Raw genomic sequence first — 16056 nt, forward strand, 5'->3', positions numbered from 1 at the left:
GCGGCCCGGCCTTCCCCCGGCCGGGGGCCCGGGGGCCCGGGGCTCAAGCCCCTGATGTTCGCGTCCCCGGGAAGGCGCAGCAACGTACGCAGGCTCAGGCGGGAGGTGCGGCGGTGAAGGCCAAACAGTCGCTGGGTTCGCGGCTCGCCGAGGGGGTCAGCGGCGGGCTGCTGCGGGTGTTCCTCATCGTCGTCGGACTGTTCTGGCTGGTGCCGACGATCGGGCTGCTGCTGTCCAGCCTCCGCGCGCCGGAGGACATCGCGGCGAGCGGCTGGTGGAACGTGTTCACCGAGCCCTCCCAGATCACCTTCGACAGCTACCGGAAGCTGCTGGAGAACGAGGACATCACCAGCAGCCTGCTGAACACGGTGTGGATCACGGTCCCGGCGACCCTGCTGGTGGTGATCATCGGCTCGCTGGCCGGCTACGCCTTCGCCTGGATGGAGTTCCCGGGCCGGGACTGGTGGTTCCTGGGCGTGGTCGGCCTGTTGGTCGTGCCCGTGCAGGTGGCGCTGATCCCGATCGCCGAACTCTTCGGCAAGATCGGCGTCTTCGGCTCGGTGCTCGGCGTGGTGCTCTTCCACGTCGGTTTCGGACTGCCGTTCGCGGTGTTCCTGCTGCGGAACTTCTTCGCGGAGATCCCGCGCGAGCTGCTGGAGGCGGCGCGCCTGGACGGGGCGGGTGAACTGCGCCTGTTCTTCCGTGTCGTGATGCCGCTCGGCGCCCCGGCGATCGCGGCCCTCGGCATCTTCCAGTTCCTGTGGGTGTGGAACGACCTGCTCGTCGCGCTGATCTTCTCGGACTCCGGGAGTCAGCCGATCACGGTCGCACTCCAGACGCAGGTACGGCAGTTCGGCAACAACATCGACGTGCTGGCACCCGGCGCGTTCATCTCGATGGTGGTCCCGCTGGCCGTCTTCTTCGCGTTCCAGCGGCAGTTCGTGTCCGGCGTCATGGCGGGCGCGGTCAAATAGCGTCTACAGCAAGGCGGTTGGAGGGGCGGGCCGGGGGCGGTCCGCCCCTTCCGCGTTCCCCCGGATGCCGTAGCCACCGTAACCAAGTCGGCCTACCGGCCGTTCCCGGGCCGAACGCCCGCGCCGACCGATGGATGGCCTCTTGCCCAGGTTCAGTGTCATTGTCCCCGCGTACCAGGTTCAGGCGTACCTGCACGAGTGCCTCGAATCGGTGCTCTCCCAGTCCTGTCCCGATCTGGAACTGATCGTCGTCGACGACTGCTCGCCGGACGCGTGCGGCGCGATCATCGACGAGTTCGCCGCCCGCGACCCGCGCGTCCGCCCCGTCCATCTGCCGGAGAACGTCGGCCTGGGCCGCGCGAGAAACGCCGGCGTGGCGCACGCGAGCGGCGACTATCTGCTGTTCCTCGACAGCGACGACACCCTGACGCCCGACGCGCTGCGCTCGATCGCCGACCGGCTGAAGGAGACCGGCGAGCCGGACGTGCTGGTGTTCGACTACGCGCGCACGTACTGGACGGGTGAGGCGATCCGCAACCAGGCGGCCCTGCAGCTGACCGAGCAGGGCCCGGCGCCGTTCCGGCTGGAGGACCGGCCGGGGCTGCTGCGGCTGCTGATGGTCGCCTGGAACAAGGCCTACCGGCGGGAGTTCGTCGAGCGGGAGGGGTTCGCCTTCCCGCCCGGCGTCTACGAGGACACGCCGTGGACGTACCCGGTGCTGATGACCGCCGACTCGATCGCGACCCTCGACCGGGTCTGCGTGCACTACCGACAGCGGCGGCAGGGCAGCATCCTGCGCACCACCAGCGAGCGGCACTTCGACGTCTTCGAGCAGTACGAGCGGGTCTTCGCGTTCGTCGACGAGCGCCCCGGACTGGCCCAGTGGCGGCCGGTGTTGTTCCGCCGCATGGTGCACCATCTGGCGATCGTGTACTCCCGGCGGGACCGGCTGCCGCGGGGCTCGCGCGCCGACTTCCTGCGCCGGGCCCGCGCCCACTACCGCCGTTACCGCACCCCCGGCGTGCCCGTCCCCCTGCGCTGCCGGATCCACCACGTCCTGATCCGCTTCGGCCTGCACCGCACCTACCGCACCCTGCAGCTGGCCTCGGCCCTGCACCGCGCCGCCGCCCGGACCGGCGGGAGGCTGCTGCGGGGCCTGCGGTCGGCCGCCCTCAGGACCCACTACCGCGTCCAGCGCTGCCTGCCGCTGCGCGCCGACCGCGCCGCCTTCGCCGCCTACGACGGCCGTGGCCACGGCTGCAACCCCGGCGCGCTGGAGGCGGCGTTCCGCGACCTCGCGCCGCACATCCGCACGGCGTGGATCGCCCGCCGCGAGCACCACCACACGATCCCGCCCGGCCCGCGCCGCCTCGTCCCCGGGACGGCCGCCTACTGGACGGCCCTCGCCCGCTCCCGCTACCTGGTCAGCAACACCGGCTTCGACGACCGCCTGGCCAAGCGCCGGGGCCAGGTCCTGATCCAGACCGGGCACGGCACCCCGCTCGGCCACCTCGGCCTCGACCTCCAGGAGCGCCCCGCGGCGGCCCGCGGCCGGGACTTCGCGCGGCTGCTGAAGGACGTCGACCGGTGGGACTACGTGCTGTCGGCCAACCGCCACACCACACTGACCCACGAGCGCGTCCACCCCGGCCGCTACACCACGCTGGAGTACGGCTACCCCCGCAACGACGTCTTCCGGACGGCGACCCCGGCGGACGTGGCCCGGTTGCGGGCCTCGCTCGGCATCCCGCGGGGCGCGGTGGCGATCCTGTACGCGCCGACCCACCGCGACTACCGCCGCTCCCAGCGCCACACCCTCGACCTCCAGCGGATCGTGCGCCGCCTCGGCCCGCGCTTCGTCGTCCTGGCCCGCGCCCACCCCGTCTACGACGGCCCGCTGACCAGCACCTGCGGCCGGGTCGTAGACGTCTCCGGGCACCCCAGCGTGGAGTCGCTCTGCCTGGCGTCGGACGCCCTGGTCACGGACTACTCGTCGCTGATGTTCGACTACGCCAACCTGGACCGGCCGATCGTGGTCCACGCCGACGACTGGGAGGCGTACGACGCGGCCCGCGGCACCTACTTCGACCTGCGCGATTTCCCGCCGGGCGCGATCGCTCGCGGGGAGGACGAGCTGATCGACATCTTCGCCACCGGCCACTGGCGCGGTTCCCGCTCGGCCCAGTTGCGGACGGCGTTCCGCGAGCGGTTCTGCGCCTACGACGACGGCCGGGCCGCCGAGCGGGTCGTGCGCCGGGTCGTCCTCGGGGAGTCGGAGCTGCCGCCCCTCGTGCCGCTCGGCGAGCGCCGCCCCGTTCCGTCGGCAGCGGCGTCGCTGACGCGCGAGCCGCTCACCACGGTGCCGCTGCCGGCCTCCCCGCACGCCGTCACCGACAGCCTCTGACCACGGTTCTCACCCCGGGGAGTCCGCATGCCCTCCAGCCCGTCGCGGCCGACACCCTCCCGGCCGCCCTCCTGCCGCCCGTCCGGGCGGCCGGGACGCCCGCGCGCCGTGGGAACCGGCGTGCCGGACGGACCGCGCTCCGTGTGAGACGGCCCGCCAACACCACCTTGCGACGACCGCCCTCGACAGAAAGAGCAGAATGCCCCGCTTCAGCATCGTCGTCCCGTCCCATGGGGTCGCGGGTCGGCTGTCCCAGGCGCTGGACTCCGTCCTCGCCCAGTCGTTCGGCGACTTCGAGCTGATCCCGGTGTGCGACGCACCCGACGCACCGGCGGCGGACGTCGTCGCCGGGTACGCCGAGCGGGACTCCCGGGTGACGCCGGTGCACTCGCCGCCGTCGGCCGGTCTGGCCGGGGCGCGCAACACCGGGCTGAAGGCGGCGGTCGGCGGCCATGTACTGTTCCTCGACGGCGACGACGTGCTGGTTCCGGGGGCGTTGGCGGCCCTGGACGCGCGGATGAGCGCGGTGGGCGACGTCGACGTCCTGTACTTCGAGCACGAGCGCACCCCCTGGTGGGAGGGCGAGCCGACCAACCCGGCGGCGCCCCTGCTCGCGCGGACACCGAAGGGGGCCTTCTCCCCCGGCCGGGCCCCGCAGCTCACGGGCGTGGCGCTCCCGGCGTGGAGCGCGGTCTACCGCCGGGCGTTTCTCACCGAGCGGGATCTCGCCTTCCCCGGCGGCCACTTCACCGACGTCGGCTTCGGCGGACTGGTCGCCCTGCGGGCGGAGCGGGTCGCGGCCCTGCGCGCGGTCGTCGTCCGGCACCTGCTGCGCAGGCAGGGCAACCGGCTGGGCCTGCCCGGCGAGCACCACGCCGAGCTGCTGGACCAGACCGAGCTGGTGCTGACGCGGGCCGCGGAACAGGACCTGCCGGCGGACCGGCTGAAGCCGCTGTTCGAGCAGCTCTTCGCCGCCGTGCTGAAGACGGCCGCCCACCCGCGGCGGCTGACGTCCGAACGCCGCGCCTTCTTCCGGCGGGCGAGCGCGCTCTACCGGCGGCACCGCCCCACCGGATACCGGGCGCCCGGCGGCAGCGTCGGCGTCCAGCACCGGCTGCTGGCCTCGGGGTCGTACACGGCGTTCCGAACCCTGCGCGCCGCCCACCGGACGGCGTCGCGGGCCGCCGCGCTGCTCCCCCGCCCGCGGGGACTGCGCACCCGGCTGCGCTACGCGGCCGCCCTGCGCCTCCCGCTCGACCGGAACCTCGTCGTGTACTGCGCGTACTGGGGCCGCGGCTACGCCTGCAACCCGGCCGCGATCCACGCCAAGGCCCGCCTGCTCGCCCCGCAGCTGCGCTCGGTCTTCCTGGTGGAGCCGGAGGCGGTGGGCAGCGTGCCGCCGGGCGTGGAGCACGCGGTGATCGGCAGCCGGAAGTACTGGCAGGTGCTGGCCCGTGCGAAGTACCTGGTCAACAACGCCAACTTCGCGGACGCCGTGGTCAAGCGCCCCGGCAGCGTGCACCTCCAGACCCAGCACGGCACCCCGCTGAAGACGATGGGCGCCGACCAGGCGACGTACCCCGTGGTGGCCGCGGCGACCGGCAGCTTCGCCAAGCTGCTGGCCCGGGTGGACCGCTGGGACTACAACCTGACCTCCAACCGGCACTCCACCGAGATGTGGGAGCGGGCGTTCCCCAGCACGCACGAGACGCTCGAGTACGGCTATCCGCGCAACGACGTCTACTGCACGGCGTCCGCCGAGGACGTCGCCCGCGTCCGCAAGGCACTGGGCGTCCCCGACGGCAAGAAGGCCCTGCTCTACGCACCCACGCACCGCGACTACGCCACCGGCTTCGAGACGGGCCTGGACCTGGCGGAGTTCTGCGAGGCGATCGGCGACGACTACGTGGTGCTGCTGCGCGCCCACTACTTCTACGACCAGGGGCCCGGCAGGGGCGGCGGGCGGATCATCGACGTCACCGGGCACCGCTCGTCGGAGGACGTCTGCCTGGCCGCCGACGCGCTGATCACGGACTACTCGTCGATCATGTTCGACTACGCCAACCTCGACCGGCCGATCGTCGCCTACGCCGACGACTGGGACGTCTACCGGGAGACCCGGGGCGTCTACTTCGACCTCATGGAGCTCCCGCCGGGCCGGGTCGCCCGCACGCCCGAGGAGCTGGCGGCCGTCTTCCGTGACGGCTCCTACGCGGACGAGACCGCCACGTCCCTGCGGGCCGCGTTCCGGGAGCGCTTCTGCCAGTTCGACGACGGGCGGGCCGCCGAGCGCGTCGTGCGCCGGGTGCTGCTCGGGGAGCCGCCCGAGTCGATCCCGCCCGTGATCCCGCTCGCGGAACGCGTCCCGGCCCCCGCCGCCACCCTCGTAAGGAGCTGACGAAGAAGTGCCCCGCTTCAGCATCATCGTCCCCGTCTACAAGGTGCAGGGTTTCCTGCGCGAGTGTCTCGACTCGGTGCTCGGCCAGTCCCACGGCGACTTCGAGGTGATCGCCGTGGACGACCGCTCGCCCGACGGCAGCGGCGCGATCCTCGACGAGTACGCCGCCCGCGACGACCGGGTGCGGGTGCTGCACCTGCCGGAGAACGTGGGCCTCGGCCGGGCCCGCAACGCCGGACTCGCGCGGGCGGCCGGCGACTACGTCCTGTTCCTGGACAGCGACGACCACTACACGCCGGGCCTGCTGGCCGCCGTCGCCGCGCGCCTTTCGGCGACCGGCGACCCGGACATCCTGGTCTTCGACCATGTGCGCACCCACTGGTGGGGCCGCGGCGGGCGCAGCGAGGCGGCGGACCTGCTGGCCGCGGCGGGCCTGGAGACGTTCGGCATCCGGGAGAGCCCGCAGTATCTGAAGCTGTTCCTGGTCGCCTGGAACAAGGCCTACCGGCGGTCGTTCCTCCAGGAGCACGACCTGCGGTACGCGCCGGGGCTGTACGAGGACGCGCCGGTCACCTACCGCTCGATGGTGCTGGCCGACCGCATCGCCTGCCTGGACCGGATCGGCGTGGAGTACCGGCAGCGCAGGCAGGGCGCGATCACCAAGACGCCCGGGCGCCGGCACTTCGACATCTTCGCGCAGTACGAGGGGCTGTTCACGTTCCTGGAGCAGCGCCCCGATCTCGACTGGGCGCGGCCGCTGCTGCTGGAGCGGGCGCTGGACCACATGCTGTTCGTGCTGGCCCGCGAGGACCGGGTCCGGCCCGCCGACCGGGGCGACTTCTACCGTGAGATCCGCTCCTTCCACCGCCGTCACCTCCCCGAGGGCGGCTTCCCGCTGCCGGACGGCTGGCGCGGCGTCGAGATGCGGCTGCTCGCCTCGGCGCCCTACGCGTCGTACGCGGCGGCGCGCGGGCTACGGGACCTGCGCGCCGCCACCCTGGGCGGGCAGCGGCGAGTCACGAAGAGGGCGTCGGAGAAGGCTTTGCGCGGCTGGTACGCGGCCCAGTCGAAGCGCCCCCTCGATCCGCACCTCGCCGTCTACTCGGCGACCCACCATCGGGGGGTGAGCGGTGATCCGGCCGCGATCCACGACAAGGCGCGCGAGCTCGCCCCGCACATCCGGGGCGTGTGGGTGGTCCGGGAGGACGCGGTGGACGCGCTGCCGCCCGGCGTCGACCATGTGACGCCGGGCTCGCGGCGCTACCACGAGGTCATGGCGCGGGCCACGTACTGGGTGAACAACGTCAACTGGCCCGGCACCCTGGCCAAGCGGCCGGGCAGCGTCCACATCCACACCCACCAGGGCACCCCGCTGAAGTACATGGGCGCCGACCTGCTGACCAAGCCGGGGGCCCGGCACGGGTTCGACGTGCCGCAGATGCTGCGCCGCGCCGACCGCTGGGACTACAGCCTGGTCGCGGGGCGGCACGCGGAACGGGCGTGGGAGCGGGCGTACCCGTGCCACTTCACCTCGCTGCGGACCGGCAGCCCGCGCAACGACGTGCTGGTCGGCGCCGGTCCGGAGCGGGGCCGGGAGGTGCGCGAGCGGCTCGGCGTCCCCGCCGGCCACACGGTCGTGCTGTACGCGCCGACCCGGCGCGACTACCGGCGGGGCGGCCACGTCGACCGGTTCGACCTGGCCCGGTTCGCCGCGGACCTGGGCCCCGGGCACACGCTGGTCGTCCGTCTGCACCCGTCGCTGGCGGGGGGCGTCGCGCGGGGTCTCGGCCTGTCCGACCTGCACCGGCGGGGCGTGCTGGTGGACGCGACCGACGAGCCGCACGTCGAGGACGTGATGCTCGCCTCCGACGTGCTGGTCACCGACTACTCCGCCCTGATGTTCGACTACGCCCTGCTGGACCGGCCGATCGTCGTCCACGCCGACGACTGGGGGGCGTTCGCGGCGAGCCGGGGCGCCTACTTCGACATCACGGCCGACGCGCCGGGTCATGTGTCGCGCTCGTACCGGGAGCTGGCCTGGCTGTTCGCGTCCGGCACCTGGCAGGACGCCGAGGCGGCGCGGCTGCGGGCGGTCTTCCGGGAACGGTACTGCGAGTTCGAGGACGGGCGGGCCGCCGAGCGGGTCGTCCGGCTGCTGATGCTGGGCGAGCGGGGCGGGGCGCTGCTGCCCGCGGCCCGCAGGACCGAGGGCGCCCGCACCCGTTCCGAGGCGCTGATCGAGAGATGAGAACTCCCGCAACCCCCGAGGCCGTCCCCTCCCTGCCCGGTCAGCGGGCCGCCACGGCCCGGCCGCCGGCGGTCGCCGAGTCGCCGCCGCCGGTGCACCGGTGGCACGCCGCCCTGGTCGCCGTGCCCACCGCGGCCCTGTTCGTGCTGGGCTACCGGCGCCGCTGGATCTGCGACGACGGGCTCATCTACCTGCGCCCGGTCCGGCAGATCCTGGCGGGCAACGGGCCCGTGTTCAACGTCGGGGAAAGGGCGGAGAGTTCGACCGGCACCCTGTGGCAGTGGCTGCTCGCGCTCACCACCTGGGTCACCGGCGAGGATCCGGCGTTCCTCGCGGTCGGACTGGGCCTGCTGCTGAGCACCGCCGGGTTCGCGTTCGCCCTGCTCGCCACGTGCCGGCTGCACCGGGGCGCCGGGCTGCTGCTGCCTGCCGGTGTGTTGGTGTTGCTGGCGGTGCCGCCGTTCTGGTCGTACATGACGTCGGGTCTGGAGAGCGGTCTCGGCGCCTTCTGGACCGGCCTGTCGTGGTGGCTGCTGACCCGGACCCGGCGCGGCCAGGCGGGCGGGCAGACCCGCACGGCCGCCTTGGTGTTCGGGCTGGGCCCGCTGGTCCGGCCCGACCTGGCGGTGGTCACGGCGTGCTTCCTGGCGGCCCAGTGGTGGGTGCTGCGTCCCTCCCGGCGGGGCACGGCGGCGATGCTCGCCTCGGCGGGAGCGGTGCCGCTGGCGTACGAGGTGTTCCGGGCCGGGTACTACGGGATCCTGGTGCCGCTGCCCGCCATCGCCAAGGAGGCGAGCGCCAGCGACTGGAGCCGGGGCGCCGGGTACGTGCAGGAGACGCTCGGGCCGTACTGGCTGTGGCCGGTCGTGCCGGTGCTCGCGGCGCTGGCCGTGCTGCTGGTGCGGCGCACCCGCCGGGAGCAGCGGGACCGCGTCCCGGGGCGGGCTTCGCTCGCGGTGCTGCTGGCGCCGCTCGCGGCCGGTCTGCTGCTGGCCGGGTACGTCGTGCGCGTCGGTGGCGACTACATGCACGCCCGCATGATCCTGCCGGCGCTTCTGCTGCTGCTCCTGCCGGTTCTGGTCGTGCCCGCGACCCGGGTCACGGGTGTGGCGGGTGCGCTGCTGGTGGTGTGGCTGTGCGCGGCGGTCAGTCCGCTGCGGGCGCCGTTCGACGTGCGCAGCACGCCCGGTTCGTTCAACGTGCGCAGCTCCGACGTGGAGGGCCTCGGCGACCACAACCCGGTGCGCACCGGCACCTGGGTGGCCAATTGGCCCGCCCTTCCGGAGGGGCGCGCCATGCTGGCCCGGGCCGAGCGCGCGCCCGGGCCGACGCTGCTCTACTTCGACGCCGAGCGGCGGCTGCACGCGGCGCCGATGCGGGCGGACTCCCCGTACCGGGTGGTGATCGTGGGGCGTCACCTCGGAGTGACGGGGGCGGCGGCGCCGCTGGACGTCTACGTCAACGACGCCTGGGGGCTGGCCAGCCCGATCGGCGCGCATCTGGCGCTGGAGCGGTGGAGCTGGCCGGGGCACGAGAAGTTCCTGCGCAACTACTGGGTCTTCGCCGAGTGGGCGGCGAAGCACCCGCCGCAGCGCGACCTGCTGCGCGCCGGTGCCTCGCGGGAGACGGTCGAGGCGGCCCGGGCCGCACTGGGCTGCGGCGAGCTCGCCGAGCTGAGGGAGTCGGTGCGCGCCCCGCTCACCGCGGAGCGGTTCTGGCGGAACCTCACCGGGGCGGCCGAGCGGACGCGGTTCCGGTTCGCGCGCTGGCCGGCGGCGGCGCAGCAGGCGCTGTGCGACCGACCGGCAGGTGGCGGTAGCGGCCTCACCCGATGAAGTGATCCGGGGTCAGGGCATGCGTAGGGGCGGGAACATTCGCCGCATGCCCCAGACCCCTTCCACCCTCCTGTGAGCGCCCCGGTCCTGGTCCGGCGGGCCGTGCGCGGCGCGACGGCACTGCGCGGCGGCCGTGTCGGCAGGCTCACCCCGTACCAGTTCTACGGCGCCCTGTTCTGGCTGGTGATGACGCTGGCCTACTGGCGGGTCCCGCTGTGCTGCGACGCCGGGCAGCACGCGGCGGTCATCGAGCGGCTCAAGGCCGACCTGCTCCACCCGGCCCACTCCATGGCGGACCTGCCGGGCGAGGGCAGCCCGTACTACGGCCCGTACGCCGTCGCCCAGGGCATGCTGGCGCGGCTGACGGGGCTGACCGGCTGGGAGGTCGTGAAGCTCGCCGGGCCGGTGCATCTGCTGGTGCTGCTGGCGGGGCTCGGCCGGTTCGTCAGGACCCTCACCCCGCGCCCCTGGGCGCCGGTGTGGGCCCTGCTGTTCATGACGCTGCTGTGGGGCACCGCGCGGATCCTGTGGAGCGGCTACCTCGGGCTGATGTCGATGACGACGAACCTGGGCTACCCGTCCGCGCTCGCCATCGGGCTGACGTTCTGGGCGTGGGCCTGGACGGGCACGCGCGCCCGGGACGACGCCCCCGCCGTGCGGTTCGTCGGCCCGAGCGGGCTCGGCGGCTGGTGGGGGTACGCCGGGATCGGCGTGCTGTACGGGCTGATCCTGCTCACCCACCCCGTCACGGCGGCCTCGGCGCTCACCGGGGCGCTGGCGATCGTGGCGTCCCGGCAGCGCGGCTGGCGCCGGCCGGTGGCGGCGCGTTGGGCGCTCGCCGGGGCGGCCTGCGCGGCGGTGGCCCTGAGCTGGCCGTACTACGACGTCCTGACGCTGGTGAACGACACCGGCATGGACGCGATGCACCGGCAGCTGTACGAGAGGATGCTCGCCAACTCCTGGCTGGCCCTGCTCGGCCTGCCCGCGCTCTGGGCGCGGGCCCGCAGGTCGGCGCGTGATCCGCTGGTGTGGATGTTCCTGCTGGAGTGCCTGCTCGTGGCGTACGGCTGGACGAGCGGGCATTACACGTACGCCCGGGCCCTGTGGGCCGTGCTGGTGCCGCCGCAGTTCGCCCTGGCGGTGGAGCTGGCGGCGCCCCGGCCCTGGCGACGGGCCCGGCGGGTGCTGGGCGGGGCGGCGGCGGCCGGGGTGTGCGTCGGGTTCGTCACCGTGCACGCCGGGGCGGTCGTGCCGCGCTCGGTCGACCCGGTGGGGTTCGCCCAGCCGACGCGCTGGCCGTCGTACGACTGGGCCGCGCGGCACATCGGGCCCGGCGAGGTGGTGATCACCGACGGATACCTCGCCAGTCACGCGATCGCCGGGTACGGGCCGAACCTCGCCGCGCCCATCTGGCCCGACCCCGCCCTGGACGAGCGGCGGCGGGAGCGCCGGGCGGCGGACGTCCGGGCCTATCTCGCCCCGGACTCGACCCGCGCCGAGCGGTCCGCCGTCGTCCGCCGCTACCACGTGCGCTGGCTGCTGCTGACGCGCTGGCACCCGGTGCCCGAGGAGGCCGTGGTGGTGGCGTGGAGCGGACGGACGGGGGAGGTGCTGGCGCGGGTCGGGGGGTGAGCCTCGTCGGCTCTCGGGGCTACTCGATGACGAGGTCGACCTCGATGTTGCCGCGGGTGGCGTTGGAGTACGGGCAGACCTGGTGGGCCTGCTCGACGAGCTTGCGGCCGGTCGCCTCGTCCACGCTGTCGGGGAGCTCCACGCGGAGGGTGACGGCGAGCCCGAAGCCCTCGCCCTGCTTGCCTATGGAGACCTCGGCGGTCACGGCGGCGTCGCTGACGTCGACCTTGGCCGCACGGCCGACCAGGCCGAGGGCGCTGCCGAAGCAGGCGGCGTAGCCGGCGGCGAAGAGCTGCTCGGGGTTGGTGCCCTGGCCGTTGCCGCCCATCGCCTGGGGCACGCCCAGGGCGAGGTCCAGCACGCCGTCGGAGCTGACGGCGCGGCCGTCGCGGCCGTGGGTGGCGGTGGCGACAGCGGTGTAGAGCGCGTCCATGGAAAACCTTCCCTCTCACGTCAACGTTCGACGGTCCGTTCCGGGCCGCCTGACACCCAGAATTAGAGCACACAATTCAGTTGTGCGCAATTGAATGACGGGCACGAGCTATCCTGGACGCATGAACACGCCCGACGACGACTGGCTCCGCCTGGACCAGCAGATCTGCTTCTCCCTGCACGCGGCCTCCCGCGCCTTCAACGGCGTCTACCGCGGGATCCTCAAGGACCTCGGGCTCACCTATCCGCAGTACCTGGTGATGCTGGTGCTGTGGGAGCACGACGAGCTGCCCGTGAAGAAGCTCGGCGAGCACCTGCGTCTCGACTCGGGCACGCTGTCGCCGCTGCTCAAGCGGCTGGAGGCGGCCGGTCTGGTACGCCGCGAGCGCAGCGCCCGCGACGAGCGGTCGGTGGAGGTGCGGCTGACCGAGGAAGGCGTCGCGCTGCGCGGGCGGGCGCTTCAGGTGCCGCGCCGGATCGCGTCCTCGACCGGCTTCGGCCCCGAGGAGGTCCGCGCGTTGCGCGCCCGCCTCGACGAACTCACCACCGCGCTGGACGCGGCCGCGGCACTCGCGGAGCCACCCGGCGGCCCGTCCACCGCCGCCGCCGAGCGGCCGTAGCGGCAGCGGGCGCTACGGCACCGGGCGGGGCCTGGCGCCGAGGGCGGGGGTGCCGGCGGACACGCCGGGCGGCAGGCCGTCGGCCGGCCGGCGAGGCGGCTCTTCCCCGGCCGGGGTGTCTCCGGGCCCGCGCCGGACGTAGAGGCGCAGGAGCACGTCGTCGCGGACGCGTTCCCGCCGGACGTGCTCCTCACGGACGCGGAACTCCTCGCTCAGGACGGCGAGCTTGGTCCGCTCCACCGGGTCGGACGGGGGCCGGTGCGGGTCCAGCGCGTGCGCCTCGGCGACGACCCAGACGCGGTCCACCGAGGCGAGCCGCCGCCGCAGCTCCCCGGGGTTCGCCTCCAGCCCCCACAGCGTCCCGGAGCGGGGCGCGGACTCCCGCAGCGCGATGTCCCGGGCTCGCTGGAACCCCTTCGGGTAGGCCAGCGCGGCGAGCCTGCCGACCGACGGCACGAACAGCACCGGGTCGCCGGGGCGCATCTGGCGGACGGCGAGCGCGGACACCACGGCGAGGTTGTCCGGGCGGTGGGCGGCGGAACGGTCCTGGCGGTGCACCGGGAGCTGGTTCAGGAAGGTGACGATGAGGGCGAGCACGCCGGTGACGCCCAGCAGGGCCCGCACCCGCCTGCCACCGACCCGCATCCGCCGCCCGTCGAACCGCACCCGCCCCAGCGCCCGGGCGACCCGCCCCGCCCCGGCCGCGACCAGCAGGGACGCGCCCGCCAGCGCGTAGAGCACATATCGGTCGTGGTAGAGCGGCCGGACCTGCGACACGGTCATCAGGATCCCCGGCGGCACCAGCAGCAGCGGCAGCGCGACCGCGGCCGTGCGCCGCTCCCGGAGCCCCACGGCCATCAGCAGCACCGCCCCCCAGAACACCGGTCCCGCCGAGCCGGGAGCGAAGTTCCGGGCCAGCCTCCCGACCCGGTCCCACCCCGGCGGCACGAGCCACGCCACCTGCCCGGCCTGCCCCTGCGACACCCACACCAGCGGCAGTACGAGCAGTGCCGCAGCGCCCGCCGCACGCCCCCAGCCGGACCACACCCTCCTCGGCACCCGCAGCAGGGCCAGCGTCACCGCGTGCGCGCCCAGCACCGGCACCGCCAGCTCGTGCAGCACACAGGTCAGGGCGACGACCGTCCCGTACGGCCACCAGGCCCGGGCACCCCCCGCGTCCACGGCCCGCAGGAGCAGCAGCGTCGCCCCCGCCACCCCCGCCGCGACGAGCGCGTACGACCGCCCCTCCTGGGCGTAGTGGCCGGTCATCGGCGTGATCGCGTAGAGGACACCGGCCCCGAGGCCGACCCGGGGCCCGGCCAGCCGGACGCCCAGGGCCGCGACCAGGCCGGCGGTCGCCGTCGCCGCGCACACCGACGGCAGGCGCAGCACGACCTCGCTCGGGTGGACCGTCAGGACGGCGTGCATGAACAGGTAGTACAGGCCGTGCACGGCGTCCACGTCGTGCAGCAGCCGCCAGATCTGCGGGGCCGTGCGCTGCGCGACCTGGAAGGTGACACTCTCGTCGCCCCACATCCCGCCGCGGTCCAGCCCCCACAGCCCGAGCGTGAGCATCACCGCCATGGGCACCGCCACGGGCGACACCCGCGTGCCGAAACGGCCGCTCCCCCTCGACTGTCCGCTCTTCACGGCCCGATTCTGTGCCGAATAAGGTGCTACACAGGGGTTTGATGGTGTGTTAGCACTTTCATGTCATTCGCCCGGCTTACGATCCGCCGTGATGAATGCCGAGAGTGAGACCGCCAGGGATACCGAGGGGCAGGCCGACGGGCAGGGCGAGAGGCCGCCCGCCGAGGTCGCCGTCGTGGTGATCGGTTACGACGACGCCGCGCACGTGACGGACGCCGTGCGCTCGGCGCTCGCCCAGGGGCCGGCCGTGCGCGAGGTGGTGGCCGTCGACGACTGCTCGAGGGACGGCAGCGTCGGCCTGCTGGAACGGCTGTCCGCCTCGGAGTCACGCCTGAAGGTGATCCGCCGCCGCGCCAACAGCGGCGGCTGCGGCACCCCGCGCAACACCGGGCTCGACGCGGTGACCTCGCCGTACGTGATGTTCCTGGACAGCGACGACGTCCTGCCGCCCGGCGCGGTCGACGCGCTGCTGGCGGCGGCCGAGGGCGCGCACGCCGAGGTCGCGGGCGGTCTGTGCGTACGCCGGGAACTGCCGTCGGGGCGCGAAGTCCCCTGGCAGCCGCGCCTCTACGCGCTGCACGCCGTGGTGCCGCGCCCCGCGCAGCGAACGCGCCTGGTCCACGACACGCTCTGCGTCAACAAGCTCTACCGCACCGCCTTCCTGCGCGCGCACGGCATCCGCTTCCCCGAGGGCCGCTTCCCGTACGAGGACGTCGTCTTCACCGCGCGCCTCCTGGCCGCGGCGCCGCGCATCGCCCTGATCCCGGACCGGGTGTACGTCTGGCACGTACGCCGGTCGCAGACGCGGCTGTCGATCTCCCTGGACCGGTCCGGCGTCGAGAACTGGCGGGCCCGGACGGAGGCGTGCCGCCAGGCGTACGAGGTGCTGCTGGGCGCCGGGCAGAAGGAACTCGCGCGGACGGCGCGCGCCAAGTTCCTCGACCACGATCTGCGGATGTACGTGCGCGAACTGGGGTTGCGCGACGCCGCCTACCGGCGCGCGTGGTGGGAGCTCACGCGGGCGCATCTCGCGGAGTACGACGCCGACGACTGGGCGCGCAACCCGGCCGCTCCCGGCCGCCTGATCGGGCGGGTCGTCCTGGCCTCCCCGGAGCCCCGCGATCTCCCCCGGCTGCGGGAGCTCGCGGCCCGCCCGGCCCGCCTGTACCCGCCGTACGCCCGCGCCGCGGACGGCACGCCCGTATGGTCGGACGCCGTCCCGCAGGTCTCCCTGGAGCCGTTGCGGGCCCGGCCGGTGCGGGCGCTGCCCCTCGCCGTCGACGCGGAACTGCGGCCGGGCGCGCGGGGCACCCGGTTGCGGCTGCGCCTGCACGAGCTGTACGGGCGGGTGGCGCAGGCGGGGCCGGAGACGGTGGACGTGGAGTGGCGGCACCGGGACGACGGGGACGTGGTGGTCCGCGGCGCGAGCCTGCCGCTCGCGCCGTGCGGGGGGAGGCCCGGAGCCGACGAAACCGCCGGTTCAGCCGGTGCCGGTGGTTCAGCCGGTCATGGAGATCCAGCCGGTCATGGCGGATCCGCCGACTCCTCCGGCCCCTGGTCGGCCGAGACTGCCGTCGATCTCCTCGCGCTGGCCGCGTCCGGCGTCGGGACCTGGGATCTGCGCCTTCGTATCCGCTTCCGTGACGGCGCGAGCCGCGACGTCACGGCGCACGCCCTCACGGGCGCCGGTCTGCTGCGCCGCCGCGCCGTCCCGAGCGCCCGGCACTGCGTGGTACTCGTACAGCCGTACACCACCCACTCCGGCGCGCTGGCGCTGCGGGTGGCCCCGGGCGTACGCGGGGTGCTGTCGGTCGTACGCGCACGACTGCGCCGCCTGCTTCACTGAGAGCACGCGAGGACGAC

The 16056-nt window shown here is 74.2% G+C and carries 10 protein-coding genes; 8 read left to right on the plus strand and 2 right to left on the minus strand.

The window, feature by feature from the left end; all coding sequences use genetic code 11:
* The first annotated feature begins 113 nt into the window (after nt 1–113).
* From QOL88_RS15290 to QOL88_RS15315, 6 genes are all read left to right on the plus strand, one after another.
* Nucleotides 114–974: a carbohydrate ABC transporter permease gene (locus tag QOL88_RS15290; RefSeq protein WP_097216960.1), complete on the plus strand. Its 861-nt coding sequence runs from the start codon at nt 114–116 to the stop codon at nt 972–974.
* Nucleotides 975–1116: 142 nt separating this feature from the next.
* The gene (locus tag QOL88_RS15295) at nt 1117–3378 is read left to right on the plus strand and encodes a bifunctional glycosyltransferase/CDP-glycerol:glycerophosphate glycerophosphotransferase (RefSeq protein ID WP_097216961.1); all 2262 of its coding nucleotides are present in this window, start codon (nt 1117–1119) and stop codon (nt 3376–3378) included.
* 199 nt (nt 3379–3577) lie between these two features.
* Nucleotides 3578–5776, plus strand: a complete 2199-nt coding sequence (locus QOL88_RS15300) for a bifunctional glycosyltransferase/CDP-glycerol:glycerophosphate glycerophosphotransferase (protein WP_097216962.1) — start codon at nt 3578–3580, stop codon at nt 5774–5776.
* 7 nt (nt 5777–5783) lie between these two features.
* Nucleotides 5784–8024 carry a bifunctional glycosyltransferase/CDP-glycerol:glycerophosphate glycerophosphotransferase gene (locus tag QOL88_RS15305; protein ID WP_097216963.1) on the plus strand — a complete coding sequence of 747 codons (2241 nt, stop codon included), beginning with the start codon at nt 5784–5786 and terminating at the stop codon, nt 8022–8024.
* Entirely contained in the window at nt 8021–9859 is a 1839-nt protein-coding gene (locus QOL88_RS15310; RefSeq protein WP_097216964.1) for an arabinofuranosyltransferase AftB family protein, read from the plus strand. Before QOL88_RS15305 ends, QOL88_RS15310 begins: the two co-directional genes overlap by 4 nt.
* 72 nt (nt 9860–9931) lie before the next feature.
* The gene (locus QOL88_RS15315; RefSeq protein ID WP_097216965.1) at nt 9932–11491 is read left to right on the plus strand and encodes a hypothetical protein; all 1560 of its coding nucleotides are present in this window, start codon (nt 9932–9934) and stop codon (nt 11489–11491) included.
* A gap of 19 nt (nt 11492–11510) precedes the next feature.
* Here the strand turns inward: QOL88_RS15315 and QOL88_RS15320 are convergent, their stop codons facing one another.
* On the minus strand, nt 11511–11924 hold the full coding sequence (locus QOL88_RS15320; protein ID WP_033308229.1) for an organic hydroperoxide resistance protein: 414 nt from the start codon (nt 11922–11924) through the stop codon (nt 11511–11513).
* Between the two features lie 94 nt (nt 11925–12018).
* Between QOL88_RS15320 and QOL88_RS15325 the strand changes: the two genes are divergently transcribed.
* The gene (locus tag QOL88_RS15325) at nt 12019–12543 is read left to right on the plus strand and encodes a MarR family winged helix-turn-helix transcriptional regulator (RefSeq protein ID WP_097216966.1); all 525 of its coding nucleotides are present in this window, start codon (nt 12019–12021) and stop codon (nt 12541–12543) included.
* 12 nt (nt 12544–12555) lie between these two features.
* Here the strand turns inward: QOL88_RS15325 and QOL88_RS15330 are convergent, their stop codons facing one another.
* Nucleotides 12556–14127, minus strand: coding sequence for a glycosyltransferase family 39 protein (locus QOL88_RS15330; protein ID WP_179879113.1), 1572 nt, complete (start codon nt 14125–14127; stop codon nt 12556–12558).
* A 157-nt stretch (nt 14128–14284) separates the two neighbouring features.
* Between QOL88_RS15330 and QOL88_RS15335 the strand changes: the two genes are divergently transcribed.
* The gene (locus QOL88_RS15335) at nt 14285–16039 is read left to right on the plus strand and encodes a glycosyltransferase family 2 protein (RefSeq protein WP_097216968.1); all 1755 of its coding nucleotides are present in this window, start codon (nt 14285–14287) and stop codon (nt 16037–16039) included.
* Nucleotides 16040–16056 lie beyond the last annotated feature (17 nt).

Source organism: Streptomyces sp. Ag82_O1-12 (genome assembly GCF_900182715.1).
GTDB classification, from domain to species: Bacteria; Actinomycetota; Actinomycetes; order Streptomycetales; family Streptomycetaceae; genus Streptomyces; species Streptomyces massasporeus.